We start from the raw sequence: 15289 nt of genomic DNA, 5'->3' as shown, positions 1-15289 counted from the left end.
GTGTTCACTCCGCGGCGCTGGTGTCGGTCCGCCCGTCGAGCTCGTCGAGCACCGTGTCGTCGGACAGCAGCCCTCCGGCCCGGTAGGCCGCCCGCCCGACCATGTGGGCGGCGACCGGCGAGGTCAGGAACTGCACCGCCACGATGAGGACGAGCGCCACGATCTCACCGGCGTCGCGCACCTGGAACAGCGCGGCGATGCTGATGAGCATCAGCCCGAGCGTCGCCGGCTTGGTGGCGGCGTGCATCCGGGCGAACACGTCGGGGAGGCGCAGCAGCCCGATGCCGGCGACCAGGCAGAGGAAGGCCCCGGCCAGCAGCAGCGCGCCCGAGACGACGTCGAGGACCATCACGCCCCTCGCTTCTCGATGAACCGGGCGACCGTCACGGTCCCCAGGAAGCCGAGGACGCCGACGATGACCATGACGATGAGGTAGATGCCGTCACCGGTGTCGTACGCGTACACCCCGGTGCCGCAGGTGAGCAGCACGAGGAGGAGGTCGGTGGCGACGATGCGGTCGGCCAGCGACGGGCCCTGGACGAGACGCAGCACGGTGAGGACCGCCCCGGCGGAGATGAGGAGGTAGGCGACGGCGGCCACGACGGTCACGAAGCGCTCTCCTCGATCCGGGCCCGGTCGGTGGCGCTCCCGAACGCGGCGACGGCCAGCTCCTCGAAGCGCCGCCCGTCGGCCCGCACCGCGTCGGCGTCGGCCAGGTCGAGGGCGTGCACGTACAGCACGACCGGCGGCTCGGCCCCCGAGGGGACGCCGGGGGTGGCCCGCCCGGCGGCGCCTCCGGGGCGGTTCGCGCCGCCGCCGCCGATCTCGACGGTGAGGGTGCCGGGGGTGAGGCTGATCGCGTTGGCGACCATGGTGGCGATGATGGGCGACCGGCTCACCAGGGGGACCGCCACGATGCCCTCCGCGATGCGCAGACGCGGCCGCAGGACGGCCACCACCACCTGCACGTTGGCGACCAGGAGCGCCCACCCGAAGATGCCGAGGAACTTCACCGCCGCCACGAGGCGCGGGGTGCCCTCGTCCTCGGCGGCGACCACGTCGGGGCCGGTGGGGAAGACCAGGTTGACGACGACGATGGCGGCGATGCCGCTGAGGAGGTTGCCGACGCTCGGCTCGCCCCAGAGGGCCACCCAGACGGCCAACAGGACGACCGAGTTGAGCACCCGCCGGAGCAACGACGTAGCGCTCATCGGCCGAGCACCGCCGAGACGTAGGCCGACGGGTCGAGGAGGTCCTCGGCGGCCCGCTGGCACAGGTCGTAGAGGGGTCCGGCGAACACCGCGATGGCCAGGGTGAGGCCCACGAGGGCGATCGTGGCCCCGTTCATGATCGCGGGGGTGCGCAGCCGGGTGGTGCCGTCGCCCATCCGCAGGGTGGGGTCCTCGGGCTGGCCCCAGAACACCCCGTTCCAGATCTTGACCATCGAGAAGAGCGTGAAGAGGCTCACCGCCAGCGCCACCCCGGCGATCGCGTACTCCTCGACACCGAACCCGGCCTCGATCAGCGAGAGCTTCCCGACGAATCCGGAGAACGGGGGGATGCCGGCGAGGCTGAGGGCGGCGAGCCCGAAGAGGGCGGCGGTCAGGGGGGCACGGCGGAGGAGTCCTCCCACCCGGCTGAGCGCGGTGGAACCGGCGCCCTCCTCCACCAGCCCGCTGGTGAGGAAGAGGCTGGTCTTCACCGGGATCTGGTGGAGGAGGAACAGGACCGCCCCGGCGAGCCCGGCCACCGTGAACAAGCCGAGCCCGAGCAGCATGTAGCCGATCTGGCTGACGATGTGGAAGGACAGGATCCGCTTCATGTCGTCCTGGGCGATGGCACCGAGCACGCCGACGACCATGGTCAGCCCGGCGAACACGAGGATCAGCAGCGACGGGCCCGACTCGGGGAAGAGCAGGGTCTGGGTGCGGATGAGGCAGTAGACGCCGACCTTGGTCAACAGCCCGGCGAAGACCGCGGTGACCGGCGACCAGGCCGTCGGGTAGGAGTCGGGCAGCCAGTTGAAGAGCGGGAACATCGCCGCCTTCACGCCGAAGACGACGAGGAGGAGCAACCCCAACGCCGTGCGGATCCCATCGGGGAGCTCGGGGATCCGGAGCGAGAGATCGGCCATGTTGACGGTGCCGGTGGCCGCGTAGACGAGCCCGATGGCCGTGAGGAAGAGCAGCGAGGCCACGAGGTTCACGACCACGTAGGTCATGCCGTGGCGGACCTGGGCCCGACGGCCACCGAGGGTGATGAGCACGTAGCTGGACGTCAACATGATCTCGAAGGCCACGTACAGGTTGAACAGGTCGCCGGTCAGGAAGCTGAGGGCCACGCCCGCGGTGAGGACGAGGTAGGTGGGATGGAACGCCGACTGGTCGTCGGCGCCGCGCTGGCCGACGGCGAACACCAGCACGGCCAGCATCGTGGCGAGTCCGACCACGAGGACGAGACACGACAGCAGATCGGCCACGAGGCTGATCCCGAACGGAGCCGACCAGCCCCCCAACGTCACCGACTGGATCCCGTCTCGCTCGACGATGACGAGCAAGGCGATCGAGATGGCGAGCGCGAGGCCGACCCCGGCGACGCTGCACGCCCGCTGGAGGGGCCGCGAGCGGGTGAACACCACGGCAAGGGCCGCGAAGAGCAGCGGCACGGCGATCGCCGCGGGGAGCAGGAACCTCATGGCTCGACCCGCTCCTGCAGCCGGTCCTCGGACAGCTTGGCGATGCGGCGGTCCTCGAGGTCGTCCTCGACCTCGTCGTCCCTGGTCAGCTGGAAGCTGCGGTAGGCCAGCGCCAGGAGGAAGACGGTGAGGCCGAAGGTGATGACGATGGCGGTCAGGATGAGCGCCTGAGGGAGAGGGTCGACCACGACCTCGTCGCCCGACACCCGGCCGATGAACGCCGCCGCCCCCGAACCCCCGCCGGCGGCGAGCAGCAACAGGTTGCAGCCATGGCTGATCAGCGCCAGCCCGAGGATCACGCGTGTCAGCGTGCGTTGCAGCACGAGGTAGACGCCGGTGCCGTACAGGACGGCCACGAGCGCGGCGACGAGGACGGTCACTGCTCGTCCTCCGACGGGGCGCCGAGCTCGGCGAGGATCACGAGCACGGTGCCGAGCACGACGAGGTAGACCCCGAAGTCGAAGAAGAACGCACTGCTCGTCTTCACCGGCCCGATGAAGGGCACGTCGACCTTCAGGAGGCGGTGCTGGAGGAAGCCCCCGTCGTTGACGAGCGAGAGGAAGGCAGTCGCTCCGGCGACCACGAGCCCGGCACCGAGGAGGGTAGTGGGGCGCACCCGGATGGAACGGCGCAGCTCGGCCGGTCCGCCCGCCACGTAGCGGACGGCGCAGGCCGCCCCGGCCACGAGGCCGCCCACGAAGCCGCCGCCGGGACCGTTGTGCCCCGCGAAGAGCAGGTACACCGACACGACGAGCAGCACGTGGAACTCGGCCCGCACGACGATGTCGAGGATGGGCGACGACGGGCGCATCGGCACCCGCCCGGCCTCGGGGTCGACGAACGCCTCGGCGGGAGGCTCGACGGGCTCGGGGTTCACCGGGCCTCCTCCGTCGCTGTCGCCGTGGGCACGCGGGCGACCTCGTCGGCGGCGTGATCACCGTCGTCCTGCGCGAACCGTCGCCGCCCGGCCCTCACGAGGCCGATCACGCCCAAGCTCGCCACCACGAGCACCGTGATCTCCCCCATGGTGTCGAAGCCGCGGAAGTCGACGATGATGACGTTGACGACGTTGAGCCCGTGCGCCTCGGGTTCGGAGCGCACCAGGAACTCCTCGCTCACCGACGCCGTGCCGGCGGCGACGTCCTCGGCGGCCCGGTCAGGGGTGAGGGTCGTGTCGCGCAGGGCTCCGGTCGTGATGAGGAACACGAACACGAACGCGGCGACGATGACGCCGATGACGGCCGGGACGAGCCTGCGACCGGGGGTCATGGTCCTGGGGAAGCCCTCCGGGAGGTGGCGCAGCACCAGGACGAAGGCGGCGATCCCCAGCGTCTCGATGAGGACCTGGGTGAGGGCGAGGTCGGGAGCGCCCTGGACGAGGAACATCCCCACCATGGCGTAGCCCACCGCCCCGAGGAGGAGGACCGCCACGAAGCGCCGACGGGTGACCGTCGCGGCCAGGGCGGCGACGACCATCACGAACCCCAGCACCAGCTGCAGGGGCGAGTCGACGAGCGCCGGCCACTCGTCGGGCCCACCGGCCGAGAGCATCGGCAGGACGGGGAGGGCCACGGCCGTGAGCAGGATCACGCCGAGGTAGACGGGCAGCGACCCGCTCTGGGTGACCCCCGTCAGGCGCTCCGCACCCCGCAGCACCCCCCGGATCACGTGCTCGTAGGCGCCGAAGGCGCTGGGGAGCGGCGGGACGGAGGCCTGCCCGCGCTCCACGGTGCGGCGGGCGATGAACAGCACCGCCCCGAGACCGATGATGAGGACCGACAGCCCGAGCGCGGCGTTGACCCCCGCCCAGAGGTGGATGGAGACGTCCGCCTCCGGGAAGCCGAGGGCCCGGACCGCCGCGCCGACCAGACCGTTCAACAGGGCAGGCACGAGCCCCAGCACCAGGCCGAGCACGCCGAGCACCACCGGCGCCGCGGCGAACGCCTTGGACGGGTGCGGGGCGTCGGCACCCGTCACCTCCCGCGGGGCGTCGTCGGCGTGGACGCCGTCGCCCTCGGCGGGGCCGAACGCCCCCCAGACGAAGCGGGCGCTGTAGGCCACGGTGAACGTCGAGCCGACGACCAGGACGACGAGCAGCACGGCGCCGGCCGGCGCGGCGTCCTCGAGGAGTCCCTTGAGGGCCAACTCCTTCGAGATGAAGCCGAGGAGGGGGGGGAGGCCCGCCATCGACGCCGCGGCGAGGGCGGCCGCGCCCGCCACCACCGGCCAGCGCCGACCGAGGCCGTCGAGGACCCGGAGGTCCCGGGTGTGGGTCTGGTGGTCGACGACCCCGACGGTCAGGAACAGCGACGCCTTGAAGGCGGCGTGGGCGACGAGCAGGACGCACCCGGCGAGGGTGGTCTCCTCGGTCCCGGCGCCGAACAGGATCATGAGCAGGCCCAGCTGACTGATCGTGCCGTAAGCGAGGACGAGCTTCAGGTCGTGCTGGCGCAGGGCGCGGTACCCGCCGAGCAGGAGCGAGCCCGCCCCGGCGCCGAGCACCATCCAGCGCCACACCCCGAGGTCGGCGAACGCGGGAGCGAGCCGGGCGACGAGGAAGACCCCTGCCTTGACCATGGTCGCGGAGTGGAGGAACGCGCTGATGGGGGTGGGGGCGGCCATGGCCCCCGGGAGCCAGCTGTGGAACGGCACCTGGGCCGACTTCGTCAGCGCTCCCACCAGGATGAGTCCCACGCCGACCGTCACCGTGGTGCCGCTCGGGGGTGAGGCCACCCAGGCGCTCAGGTCGTAGCTGCCGGCGGACTGCGCGACGAGCACGAGCCCGCCGAGCATGGCCAGCCCGCCGCCCCCGGTGACCAGCAGGGCGTGCTGCGCGGCCGAGCGCGACCCGAGCTCTTCGTCCTTCGTCCCGATCAACAGGAACGAGGTGACCGAGGTGAGCTCCCAGAAGAGGAACAGGAGCAACACGTTGTCGGACACCACCAAGCCGACCATGGCCCCGGCGAAGGCCAGGAGGCTGGTCGCCGTGCGCGTCGTGCGGGTGGTGCCGTGGAAGTAGCCGGCCGAGTAGGCGAAGACCGCCACCCCGACCACCCCGATGACCATCAGCATCAACACGCCGAAGCCGTCCAGGCGGAAGTCCATCTCGAGCCCCAGCGCCGGCACCCAGCTGAACGACTCGGTCCACGCGCCGTCGTCGCCGATCCACACCCCGGCGGCGACGGCGTAGGCCACGGTGGCCAAAGGGGCCACGGCGGCCAACCAGAAGACCCTCGACCCGAGGCTCCGACCCGCGAGGGCGACCACGACGGCCAGGAGGCCGTAGAGCAGGACGAGGGCGAGCAGGGGGGTGCCTCCTTCGGAGCGACTCGTCGATCAGCGACGCCGACCGGACCTCCCGGCACATCTGCTGACGGTCCACCCGGTTCAAAGCGGTCTACCGCGCGTGGGTCTCGCCGCTGTTTCCCGAATGTGACCAGTTGATGACGTCGGTCGGCAGACTCTAGCCAGATGCTCCGGGGCCCTCGACGGCGGGGGCGCTCGACGCAGCGTCGGCGTCGCCCGCTCCGCGCTCGGCAGCGGCCGCGGAGCGGTAGACGACCAGGCGCACCGACGTCCCCTCGGGCGAGGCGACGATCTCGGACTCGTCGGCGAGCTCTCGCATGATGGGCAGGCCGAGACCGTGCTCGAACCCCAGACGGGCGGGGTCCTCGGCGTCGGGGACCACCGGGACGCCCTCGGGGTCGAAGCCCCCACCCCGGTCGACCACCTCGACCCGGATCCGCTCCTCGTCGAGATCGCAGGTGATCACGATCCTCTCGTCGCTCTCGAGATCGGCGTGCGCCTCGACGGCGTTGGTGGTCGCCTCGGAGACGGCCACCCGGAGGTCGTCGATGCGCTCGGTGCGGAAGCGGGGCTCGACGGCGGCCGCCGCGGCCACGACCTGGCGGGCCAACGAGAGGTAGTCGGCGCGGGCCGGGATCTCGAGTCGGACCTCGCGCACGGGGCCTCAGCCCCCCGCCAGCGCCTGCGTCGCCTCGTCGACGGAGGCGTGCAGGGGAAGAATGTCCACCAGACGCGTCACCTCGAAGACCCGCGCCACCTGGGGCTCGGCGTTGGCCAGGGCGATCCGCCCGTCGCCGTCACGGGCCCGCCGCACCGCACCGAGCAGGACGCCGACGCCCGTCGAGTCGAGGAAGTCCACCCCGGCCAGGTCGATGACCAGGCGACGGCTGCCGTGCGACGCCAGGCCGATCAGCTCCTGGCGGAGCCGGGGAGCCGTGGCCACGTCGAGCTCGCCGACGACGGCGACGACGGTCACGCTCGGGTCGGTGGCGGCGGGCGTCACGGTGACGTCGAACAACACGGGCTGCTCCCAGCTGCGCTCGTGACGACCCGACGTGACCCCACGGGATGATGCTACCGACGGGGATCATCCCCTTCGCGTCCTGCTGTCCCGGGCCGAGGGCTCGTCACCCGACGGGTCGCCGCGACGTTCGCCGGACAAGTAGCCTCTGCCCGGATCGAGATCACCCGGGAGGGACTCCATGACGCTCCAGCGAACCCGCCGCCGCGTCGCGGCCGCCGTCGCCGCCGTCGTGGTGGCCGGCACCGTCGTCGTCGGGGCGGGGGGGCCCGCAGGCGCCGCGACGGCGTCCAGCGATGCCGAGCTCCGCGCCGCGTTCGGCGACCCCACCGAGACCACCATCACCCTCACCGCGGACGTGGACCTCACCAACTGCGTGGCGGGCCAGCTCTTCCGCCCCGCGGGCGCGGTACCGCTCGTGGTGGACGGCGCGGGCTTCACCATCCGCCAGACCTGCGAGTTCGAGCGGGTGATGCGCAGCGAGGGCGGCGGCCTCACGCTGCGCTCCGTGAGCGTCACCGGCGGCAATCTCCTTCCCGGTCCGTCCGACAGCGCCGGGGGCGGCATCTGGAACGGCGGCCCTCTGGTCATCGAGGACAGCACCATCACCGGGAACCGCGCCGACGGGCCGGTCGTGGCCCCCGGCACGCAGATCGGCGGCCTCGCCGGAGGGCTCTTCTCGACCGGTGACCTGACCATCTCCGCCTCCACCATCAGCCAGAACACGGCCGGCGGGGGGACGAGCATCTTCGCCGGGCTCGGCGGCGCGTTCGCCGCCAACGGCATCACGCTCGTGACCGACTCGACGATCACCGGCAACGTGGCCGAGGGAGCCGAGGAAAGCGGAGGGGGTGCGGGCGCGATCTTCGGCAACAGTCCGGTGACCCTCGTGCGCACCACCCTCTCGGAGAACCGCTCCGAGCCGGGCACCAACTCCGGCTCGGGCTACGGCGCGGCCGTGGCCATGAACGGCTCCCTCACCCTCATCGACTCCACGGTGACCGGCAACGTCGCCGAGGGACCGGCGTCGAACACCGGCGGCGTCGCGGCGGGCGACCGGCTCACCATCGTGTACTCCACGATCACGGGGAACTCCGCCGCCACGCAGGGGGCCAACGTGCGGCTGAGTGAGGGTGACGAGGTCTTCGCCTCGGTCATCAGCGATCCGCTCGGGGGCGCCCCGAACTGCGCGGCCCCGCCGGGGACCTCGCTCGGGTACAACGTCGCCAGCGACGACTCCTGCGCCCTGGACGCGTCCACGGATCAGGAGGGGGTCGACCCGCTCCTCGGGCCCCTCGCCGACAACGGCGGCCCGACCCGCACCCTGCTCCCCGGGCCCGGTAGCCCGCTGCTCGACGCCATCCCCGTCGCCGACTGCCAGGACGGACCGGTCGCCGTACCCACCGACCAGCGCGGGGTCACCCGCCCCCAGGGCCCCGGGTGCGACATCGGCGCCGTCGAGATCGCCGTGGAACCACCGGACACACCGGGTACCGGCGGCACGGGCGGCACCGGCGGCACGGGCGGCGCGGGCGGAGCGGGGCCGGCCGGGGCGGTGCTGGTGACACCCCGCTTCACGGGCTGACGCCACTCGCGCCGGCTCTCCACGAGCCCGGCCGCGGGCCCGCGGTCGTACGGATGTTCACCTAGCATGGGCGCCATGGCGCTCCCCGCCGACCCCGGCCCGGACGGGTTCCTCGCGTCGTTCGTCGACGACCCCCGCCTCGTGCACGTCGAACGCCTGCCGGCCCGACCCGCCCGCACCGCCGAGCTGTCCCGCCCCCTCCCCGCCGAGGTGCGCGACGCGCTCGGGATCGACCACTTCTGGAGCCACCAGGCCGAGGCGATCGACCTCGCCCGGGACGGCCGCTCGGTCGCCGTCGCCACGTCGACGGCGTCGGGCAAGTCGCTGTGCTTCCAGGCTCCCATCGCCGAAGCGGTGAGCCAGGGGCTGCGGTCGGGCACCGCCCTCCTGCTCTTCCCCACCAAGGCGCTGGCCCACGACCAACTGCGTTCGGTCACCGACATGGCGGTGCCCCGCCTCACCGCCGCCGCCTACGACGGGGACTGCAGCCCCGAGGAGCGAGCGTGGGCTCGCGCCCACGCCAACGTGGTGCTCACCAACCCCGAGATGCTCCACGTCGGGCTCCTGCCCCACCACGCCCGCTGGGCCACCTTCTTCATGCGGCTGCGCTACGTCGTGGTCGACGAGCTCCACACCCTCCGGGGGATCTTCGGGTCCCACGTCGCCCACCTCCTGCGGCGGCTGCGGCGCATCTGCGCCCACTACGGGTCGACGCCGACCTTCGTCTTCACGTCGGCCACCATCGGCGACCCCGGCCGGTTGGCGTCGGAACTGTGCGGTCTCCCGGTGACCGAGGTGACCGACGACGGCTCCCCCACCGGAGAACGGCTCTTCGTCCTCTGGAACCCTGCAGCCGACCAGGAACACCACGGTCGCTCCGTCTCGGCGACCCGAGACACCGCCGAGCTCATGAGCGGCCTCGTCGCCGACGGGCGTCGCACCATCGCGTTCTGCCGCAGCCGCAAGGCCACCGAGCTGGTGGCAGCCGACGTCCGGCGGCGGGTGCGCGCCGACCTGGCCGACGGCATCCGTCCGTACCGGGGCGGCTACCTCGCCAGCGAGCGTCGCGACATCGAGAAGCGGCTCTTCAGCGGCCGGCTGCGCGGCGTGGTGGCCACCACCGCCCTCGAGCTCGGGATCGACGTCGGGGGGCTCGACGCCTGCGTGCTCAACGGGTTCCCGGGCACCGTGGCATCGATGTGGCAGCAGGCCGGACGGGCCGGACGCGACACGCGCTCCTCGATCGCCGCCCTCGTGGCCGGCGACGACCAGCTCGACCAGTGGTTCGTGCACCACCCCACCGAGCTCTTCACCCGGCCACCCGAGCCGGCGGTGGTCAACCCCGCCAACCCCCACGTCCTCTTGCCCCACCTGGCCTGCGCCGCCTACGAGCTCCCGCTCACACCGGCCGACGAGGTCTGGTGGCCGGGCCTGCTCGACGACGGGGTGCGCGACCTGGTCCTCGACGACACGCTGCGGCTCCGACCACCGCACCACCGACGTGGTCCCGCCGCCGTCTGGGCCCGGCGGGGCTGGCCCTCGAGGGGCGTGGGCCTACGCAGCGCCGGCGGCGACGAGTTCCGCATCGCCACCGCCGACGGCACGCTCGTGGGCACCGTCGACGGCGGACGGGCGCTGCGGGTCGCCCATCCGGGGGCCGTCTACCTGCACCAGGGCCGGGCGTGGCGGGTGACCGACCTCGACCTCGACGACCGGGTGGCGCTCGTCGAGCCGTCCGACGGGAGCGAGTACACCCAGCCCCGCACGACCACCGACATCGCCGTGCTCGGACGCGAGCGCAGCCGGTCCATCGGCGACGTCGAGCTGACCCTCGGCCCTGTCAGGGTGAGCTCGCAGGTCGTCGGCTACCGCCGCATCGACGCCTTCACGGGCGAGCAGCTCGGCGTGCACGACCTCGACCTCCCCCCCGGCGAGCTGGTCACCCGGGCGTTCGCCTACGTCGTCCCCGACCGGGTGACGGCCGAAGCGGGGCTCACGGCCGCCACCCTTCCCGGCGCCCTCCACGCCCTCGAGCACGCCGCCATCGGCATCCTCCCCCTGTTCGCCATCTGCGACCGGTGGGACGTGGGTGGGGTGTCCACCCCGCACCTCCCCGAGACGGGGGCGGCCACGATCGTCGTCTACGACGGCTACCCCGGCGGCGCCGGCGTCGCCGAACTCGGCTACGACGCCGGTGACCGACACCTCCACGCCACCCTCGAGGTCATCGAGCGGTGCGACTGCCTCGACGGGTGCCCGTCGTGCGTCCAGTCGCCGAAGTGCGGCAACGGCAACGAGCCACTGGACAAGGCGGGGGCAGCCGCGCTGCTGCGCCGGATCCTCGGGACGGAAGGGTCGTAGCGCCGGGTCAGCGCTCCGGATGCTCGACGCGCATCACCGCCGAGGCCTCGAGGTCGACATCGGGGAGCAACGCCCCGACGAGCGGGAGGTCGGTGCGCACGGTGTGGCGCACCGTGGCCCGCACCCTCCGCCCTCCGTCGAGGAGCTCGGTGGTGACGGCCGTCCCGGGGAGGCCGCCCGCGGCGTGCGCCGCCCGCACGGCCGCGCCGGCGCGGTCGCCCGCCGACTCGGCCACCGCCGCCCCGCGTACGGCCTCCCGCGCGGCATGGACGACGAGGAGCTGGTCGCGAGCCACGAGGCCGACCTGGAGGACCAGCACGAGCACCAGGACGACGAGGGGGAGGGCCATCGCCAGCTCGACGGTCGACTGCCCGGCCGCACCCCGGAGCCGCCGACGACGGCCCTCCCGCCTCGCGGCCCTCACCGCACCTTGCCGATGATGTCGTTGACGACGGTGTCGAAGAGCTTGCCCACCGCACCGGACTTGGTGGCCCACGCCACGAGGAGCAGTGCGATGCCCGCCGCGCCGAGGAGCACGAGGGCGTACTCGGCCGTGGCCTGACCCCGGTCGCCCTCTCGGGCGGTGGGGCGATCGGCCAGGGCGAGGAACAGGGCCACGTGGGCCCGGACGACCAGTGTGGTCATGGGAAACGCCTTCCATTGTCGGAACAGCACGGGACGCCGAGCGCCGAGAGGTCACCGGAGGTGACGAGCGGAAACGGGGCACCCTCAGGGCGCCGGGACGACCGACGGGAAGGAGCCGGCGAGGAGCGGGACGACCGCGAGGAGGACGAATGCCGGGAGCACGCACATCACCAGCGGGAAGAGCAACTGCACCGGGAGCCGGCGGGCCCGCTCCTCGGCCCGACGGCGGCGCAGGAGGCGAGCGTCGACCGCCACCCGATCGAGGGCCACTGCGAGGGGCGCGCCGTAGCGTGCCGCACCGGTCAGAGCCGACGCGAGGGGTCGTGCCGCGTCACCGAGGACGTCCAACGCGGACAGAGCGTCGCCGAGTCGGACGCCGAGCCCGACCTGCCGACCCACCTCGCGGAGCGCCTCGCCCACCGGATCGGGGACGGCGGGGGTGACCACGGCGACGCTCTGGTGCACCGACAAGCCGGCGCCGGCGGCGAGGCGGAACAGGTCGACCACATCGGGCAGCACGTCGCGCACGTCCTCGTCGCGACGGGCCGGGGCACGGCGCTCGACCACCAGGAGGACCGTGGCCACGCCCACGGCCACCACGCACCCGAACCAGGGTCCGAGCACCACCGCGGTGCTCGCTCCGCCGACGAGGGCGGCACCCACCCGCAGATCGGCGGCGGGGTCGCCTCGGCGTCGTGCGAGACGACGGGCGGCCCGACCCAGACGCCGCACGGCGGCGGTGGCCGACACCACGGGCGCGCTGAGGGTCCGCTCGGAGCAGCGCCCCGCGCCCGGGGCGGCGGGTTCGACCAGTCGTCGCGACGGTGGGCGCCGAAGCCGGGCGTCGCCGCCCACCACGAGAGCGAGGACGGCGCCGGCGGTCGCCACCGCCACCGCCCACGCCGACACGCTCACGTCGCCCGCCTCACGGCGAAGTACATCCACGCCCCGCCGACGAGGTCGAGGACGAGACCCCCGACGATGCAGGCCCAGCCGAGCGGAGACCCGACCAGGAAGCCGGCGATGCGCTCGTCCGCCGACGCCGCGCCGAACGCCACGACCACCGGCGCCACCACGAGCACCGCCGCCGACGCCCGGGCCTGCGTCGAGAGCGCCGCGACCTCGCGTTCGACGGCGATCCGGTCCCGCAGGGTGTCGGCCACCCCGTCGACGACCGGGCCGCTCACGCCTCCGGTGTCCGCGGCGACGGTGAGGGCCGTCCCGGCCAACTGACGCGACGCGGTCGGGAGCGCGTCGACCCAGGCAGCCACGGCCGTCGCGAACGGCGCGCCGCGCTCCAACGCGACGACCACCGCCGTGGCCCCCGGATCTACGCCCGGCCTTCGGCGGTCGAGGTCGGCGGCGGCCGAACCGACGGCGGCTCGCAGCGAGGAGCCGGCACGCAGCTCGCGCGACACCGCCTCGAGGAGCGCGGGGACGGCCTGGTCGGCGCGGCGGGCGACGCGGGGGTCGTGGCGCCGCACCACCTGACCGAGGCGCTCCACCACGCCGACCCCCGGAGGCCGGTGGACGACGGCGGGTCCCCGCACGCCCGACGACGCCGGCAGGGTGGCGGCTCGCCGTCGAGCCCGCCAGGCCGTGGCGGCCGCCGGGGTGGACGACGCCGTCGCGAACAGCGCGGCGACGGCCACCGCGACCACGATCCCCGCGCTCACCGGTCCGACCCCACCCAGGCCGGATCGGGCGGCGACGCGGCGGCAGACCGCGGTCGACGGTCGGGCACGCGACGCAGCACACCGTCGGGGTCGGTGAGGGAGACGACCGAGAGCGCGTCGTCGAGGTCCCCGGCACCGGCCACCTCGGCCACCGCCACGACCCGGCGGGACCCGTCGGGCCGCCGGGCGACCTGCACGACGAGGTCGATCGCCGAGCGCAGCTGCTCGCGGACGGCGGCGCTGGGCAGCGCGACGTCACCCATCAGCACGAGCGTCTCGAGCCGCCGGAGGGCGTCCCCGGGGGCGTTGGCATGACAGGTGGAGAGCGACCCCTCGTGACCCGTGTTCATCGCCTGGAGCATGTCCAGCGCCTCCCCGGCGCGGACCTCCCCCACCACGATGCGGTCGGGTCGCATGCGCAACGCGTTGCGGAGCAGGTCGCGGATTCGGACCTCACCGAGCCCCTCGGCACTCGGCGGACGGGCCTCCAACCGGATGACGTGGCGGCCGGGCAGGCGCAGCTCGGCGGCGTCCTCGATGGTCACGACCCGCTCGCCGTCGGGGATCTCGGCGGCCATGGCGTTGAGGAGGGTGGTCTTGCCGGCTCCCGCCCCGCCCGACACGACCACGTTCAGGCGGCTGCGCACCGCCCAGCGCAGCACCGACACGACCCCCGGCTCGGCGACGTCGGCCAGGTCGATCCGTCGGGCTCCGAAGCGTCGGATGGTGAGGCACGGCCCGTCGACGGCGAGTGGTCGCACGACGGCGTTGACCCGCGAGCCGTCGGGAAGGCGGGCGTCGACCATCGGCGTCGCCCGATCGACGTGCAGGCCGAGGGGGGCGACGATCCGCTCGATGAGCGAACCCGTCAGAGCTTCGTCGAGGACCACCGCGCTGAGGTGCAGGCGGCCGTGGCGCTCGACCCACACCTGGCCGCCCCCGTTGACCATCACCTCGTCGACCGCCGGGTCGGCGAGGAGCGGCTCGAGAGGCCCGAGGCCGTCGACCCGGGCCCGGACCTCGTCCACCACGGCGTCGACCTGCGCACCGCCGAGGAGCGGGTCGTGTCGCCGGGCGAGGGCTCGGAGAGCGGTGCGCGGGTCGGTCGGGCCGTCCGCACGCTCCGGGGCCTCGAGCAAGACGCGGTGGAGCCGGCCGCGCAGTCCGTCGGGCCCGTCGACCCCCACCCCGGGGGCGACCCGGTCGCCGGTGTCGGTCATGCCGCGTGGCGCAGCGCCCGCTCCAGCTTGCGGGGGACACGGACCCCGAGCATGCCGGCGTCCACGGCGCGGGCCACCGCCGCCTCGACCTCCACCTCGGCGACGACAGGGACGCCCAGGAGGTCCTCGATCTCCCGGACCCCGAGGGACCGCCCCTCCTCCACGAGCACCACCACCCCCGAGGGGCGCAACGGCAGGGCGAGTGCTCGGCGCACGGAGAGGAAGCACGCCCGGGTGACGAGCAGCGACACGGTGGCGACCCCGGCCAGCAACCGGGCCACCTCCGCCGGCTCCCCGCCGGTGCCGTCGGCCCGCACGGTGCCCACGTCCACCACGACCGGACGCACGTCGCCGGCCAGGACCTCGGCGAGGACCTCGGCGCGATCAGGGCGGCCGAGGGGCCCCCGACCCCGTGGCAGGATCCGCACGTCGGACGACACGCGCTCCTCGAGGCGACCGAGGGCGTCGGCGGGTACCGCGGCGCCGGCGGCCAGCCACTCCGCCAGCCCCGGCCCCGGCGGCTCCGGTGCCCCGAGGGCAGCCGGGAGGTCGCCCCCGAGATCGACGAGCAGGGCACCGTCGTCGTTGCGGGCGGCGAGGATCCGCCCGAGCGCGGCGACGACGGTGGTGGTACCGGATCCGCCTTTGGCGGACCAGCAGGACACGAGCATGGGAACCCTCCCGGCGGGCGGGGCGCACGGCGGCGCCTCTCGACGACGACCGGGGAAGGTGCCGGCACCGTAGGAGAGGCCCCGCCCCCGGTCAAGGGGTCGACCGGGC

The 15289-nt window shown here is 73.9% G+C and carries 17 protein-coding genes; 2 read left to right on the top strand and 15 right to left on the bottom strand.

Features of this window, described 5'->3' with window-relative positions; all coding sequences use genetic code 11:
* Positions 1–4 precede the first annotated feature (4 nt).
* The 9 genes from mnhG to MUE36_10760 form a co-directional block, all read right to left on the bottom strand.
* A complete protein-coding gene (gene mnhG / locus MUE36_10800) occupies positions 5–349 on the bottom strand; it encodes a monovalent cation/H(+) antiporter subunit G (protein ID MCU0311416.1) in 345 nt (114 codons plus the stop codon).
* Positions 349–609 carry a monovalent cation/H+ antiporter complex subunit F gene (locus tag MUE36_10795; protein ID MCU0311415.1) on the bottom strand — a complete coding sequence of 87 codons (261 nt, stop codon included), beginning with the start codon at positions 607–609 and terminating at the stop codon, positions 349–351. The genes mnhG and MUE36_10795 overlap by 1 nt, the downstream gene beginning before the upstream one ends.
* The gene (locus MUE36_10790) at positions 606–1211 is read right to left on the bottom strand and encodes a Na+/H+ antiporter subunit E (GenBank protein MCU0311414.1); all 606 of its coding nucleotides are present in this window, start codon (positions 1209–1211) and stop codon (positions 606–608) included. The genes MUE36_10795 and MUE36_10790 overlap by 4 nt, the downstream gene beginning before the upstream one ends.
* Positions 1208–2695, bottom strand: a complete 1488-nt coding sequence (locus tag MUE36_10785) for a Na+/H+ antiporter subunit D (protein ID MCU0311413.1) — start codon at positions 2693–2695, stop codon at positions 1208–1210. Before MUE36_10785 ends, MUE36_10790 begins: the two co-directional genes overlap by 4 nt.
* A complete protein-coding gene (locus tag MUE36_10780; GenBank protein MCU0311412.1) occupies positions 2692–3075 on the bottom strand; it encodes a Na(+)/H(+) antiporter subunit C in 384 nt (127 codons plus the stop codon). Before MUE36_10780 ends, MUE36_10785 begins: the two co-directional genes overlap by 4 nt.
* On the bottom strand, positions 3072–3572 hold the full coding sequence (locus tag MUE36_10775; GenBank protein MCU0311411.1) for a hypothetical protein: 501 nt from the start codon (positions 3570–3572) through the stop codon (positions 3072–3074). The genes MUE36_10780 and MUE36_10775 overlap by 4 nt, the downstream gene beginning before the upstream one ends.
* Positions 3569–5908, bottom strand: a complete 2340-nt coding sequence (locus tag MUE36_10770; GenBank protein ID MCU0311410.1) for a DUF4040 domain-containing protein — start codon at positions 5906–5908, stop codon at positions 3569–3571. The genes MUE36_10775 and MUE36_10770 overlap by 4 nt, the downstream gene beginning before the upstream one ends.
* A gap of 250 nt (positions 5909–6158) precedes the next feature.
* A complete protein-coding gene (locus MUE36_10765; GenBank protein ID MCU0311409.1) occupies positions 6159–6659 on the bottom strand; it encodes an ATP-binding protein in 501 nt (166 codons plus the stop codon).
* Between the two features lie 6 nt (positions 6660–6665).
* A complete protein-coding gene (locus MUE36_10760; protein ID MCU0311408.1) occupies positions 6666–7022 on the bottom strand; it encodes an STAS domain-containing protein in 357 nt (118 codons plus the stop codon).
* 181 nt (positions 7023–7203) lie between these two features.
* Between MUE36_10760 and MUE36_10755 the strand changes: the two genes are divergently transcribed.
* Positions 7204–8607 carry a hypothetical protein gene (locus MUE36_10755; protein MCU0311407.1) on the top strand — a complete coding sequence of 468 codons (1404 nt, stop codon included), beginning with the start codon at positions 7204–7206 and terminating at the stop codon, positions 8605–8607.
* Positions 8608–8682: 75 nt separating this feature from the next.
* On the top strand, positions 8683–10968 hold the full coding sequence (locus tag MUE36_10750) for a DEAD/DEAH box helicase (protein ID MCU0311406.1): 2286 nt from the start codon (positions 8683–8685) through the stop codon (positions 10966–10968).
* A gap of 7 nt (positions 10969–10975) precedes the next feature.
* On the opposite strand, the gene MUE36_10745 is transcribed toward MUE36_10750, so the two are convergent.
* The 6 genes from MUE36_10745 to MUE36_10720 form a co-directional block, all read right to left on the bottom strand.
* On the bottom strand, positions 10976–11317 hold the full coding sequence (locus MUE36_10745; protein MCU0311405.1) for a pilus assembly protein: 342 nt from the start codon (positions 11315–11317) through the stop codon (positions 10976–10978).
* A 71-nt stretch (positions 11318–11388) separates the two neighbouring features.
* Complete coding sequence (locus tag MUE36_10740; GenBank protein MCU0311404.1) at positions 11389–11613, bottom strand: DUF4244 domain-containing protein; 225 nt, start codon at positions 11611–11613, stop codon at positions 11389–11391.
* 84 nt (positions 11614–11697) lie between these two features.
* A complete protein-coding gene (locus MUE36_10735) occupies positions 11698–12528 on the bottom strand; it encodes a type II secretion system F family protein (GenBank protein ID MCU0311403.1) in 831 nt (276 codons plus the stop codon).
* Complete coding sequence (locus MUE36_10730) at positions 12525–13289, bottom strand: type II secretion system F family protein (protein MCU0311402.1); 765 nt, start codon at positions 13287–13289, stop codon at positions 12525–12527. Before MUE36_10730 ends, MUE36_10735 begins: the two co-directional genes overlap by 4 nt.
* A complete protein-coding gene (locus MUE36_10725) occupies positions 13286–14509 on the bottom strand; it encodes a CpaF family protein (GenBank protein ID MCU0311401.1) in 1224 nt (407 codons plus the stop codon). Before MUE36_10725 ends, MUE36_10730 begins: the two co-directional genes overlap by 4 nt.
* Entirely contained in the window at positions 14506–15180 is a 675-nt protein-coding gene (locus MUE36_10720; protein ID MCU0311400.1) for a hypothetical protein, read from the bottom strand. Before MUE36_10720 ends, MUE36_10725 begins: the two co-directional genes overlap by 4 nt.
* Positions 15181–15289 lie beyond the last annotated feature (109 nt).

The sequence above is a fragment of the Acidimicrobiales bacterium genome (genome assembly GCA_025455885.1).
In the GTDB taxonomy this organism is placed as follows: domain Bacteria; phylum Actinomycetota; class Acidimicrobiia; order Acidimicrobiales; family Acidimicrobilacustridaceae; genus Rhabdothermincola_A.
This window is presented reverse-complemented; position numbering and strand designations above follow the sequence as displayed.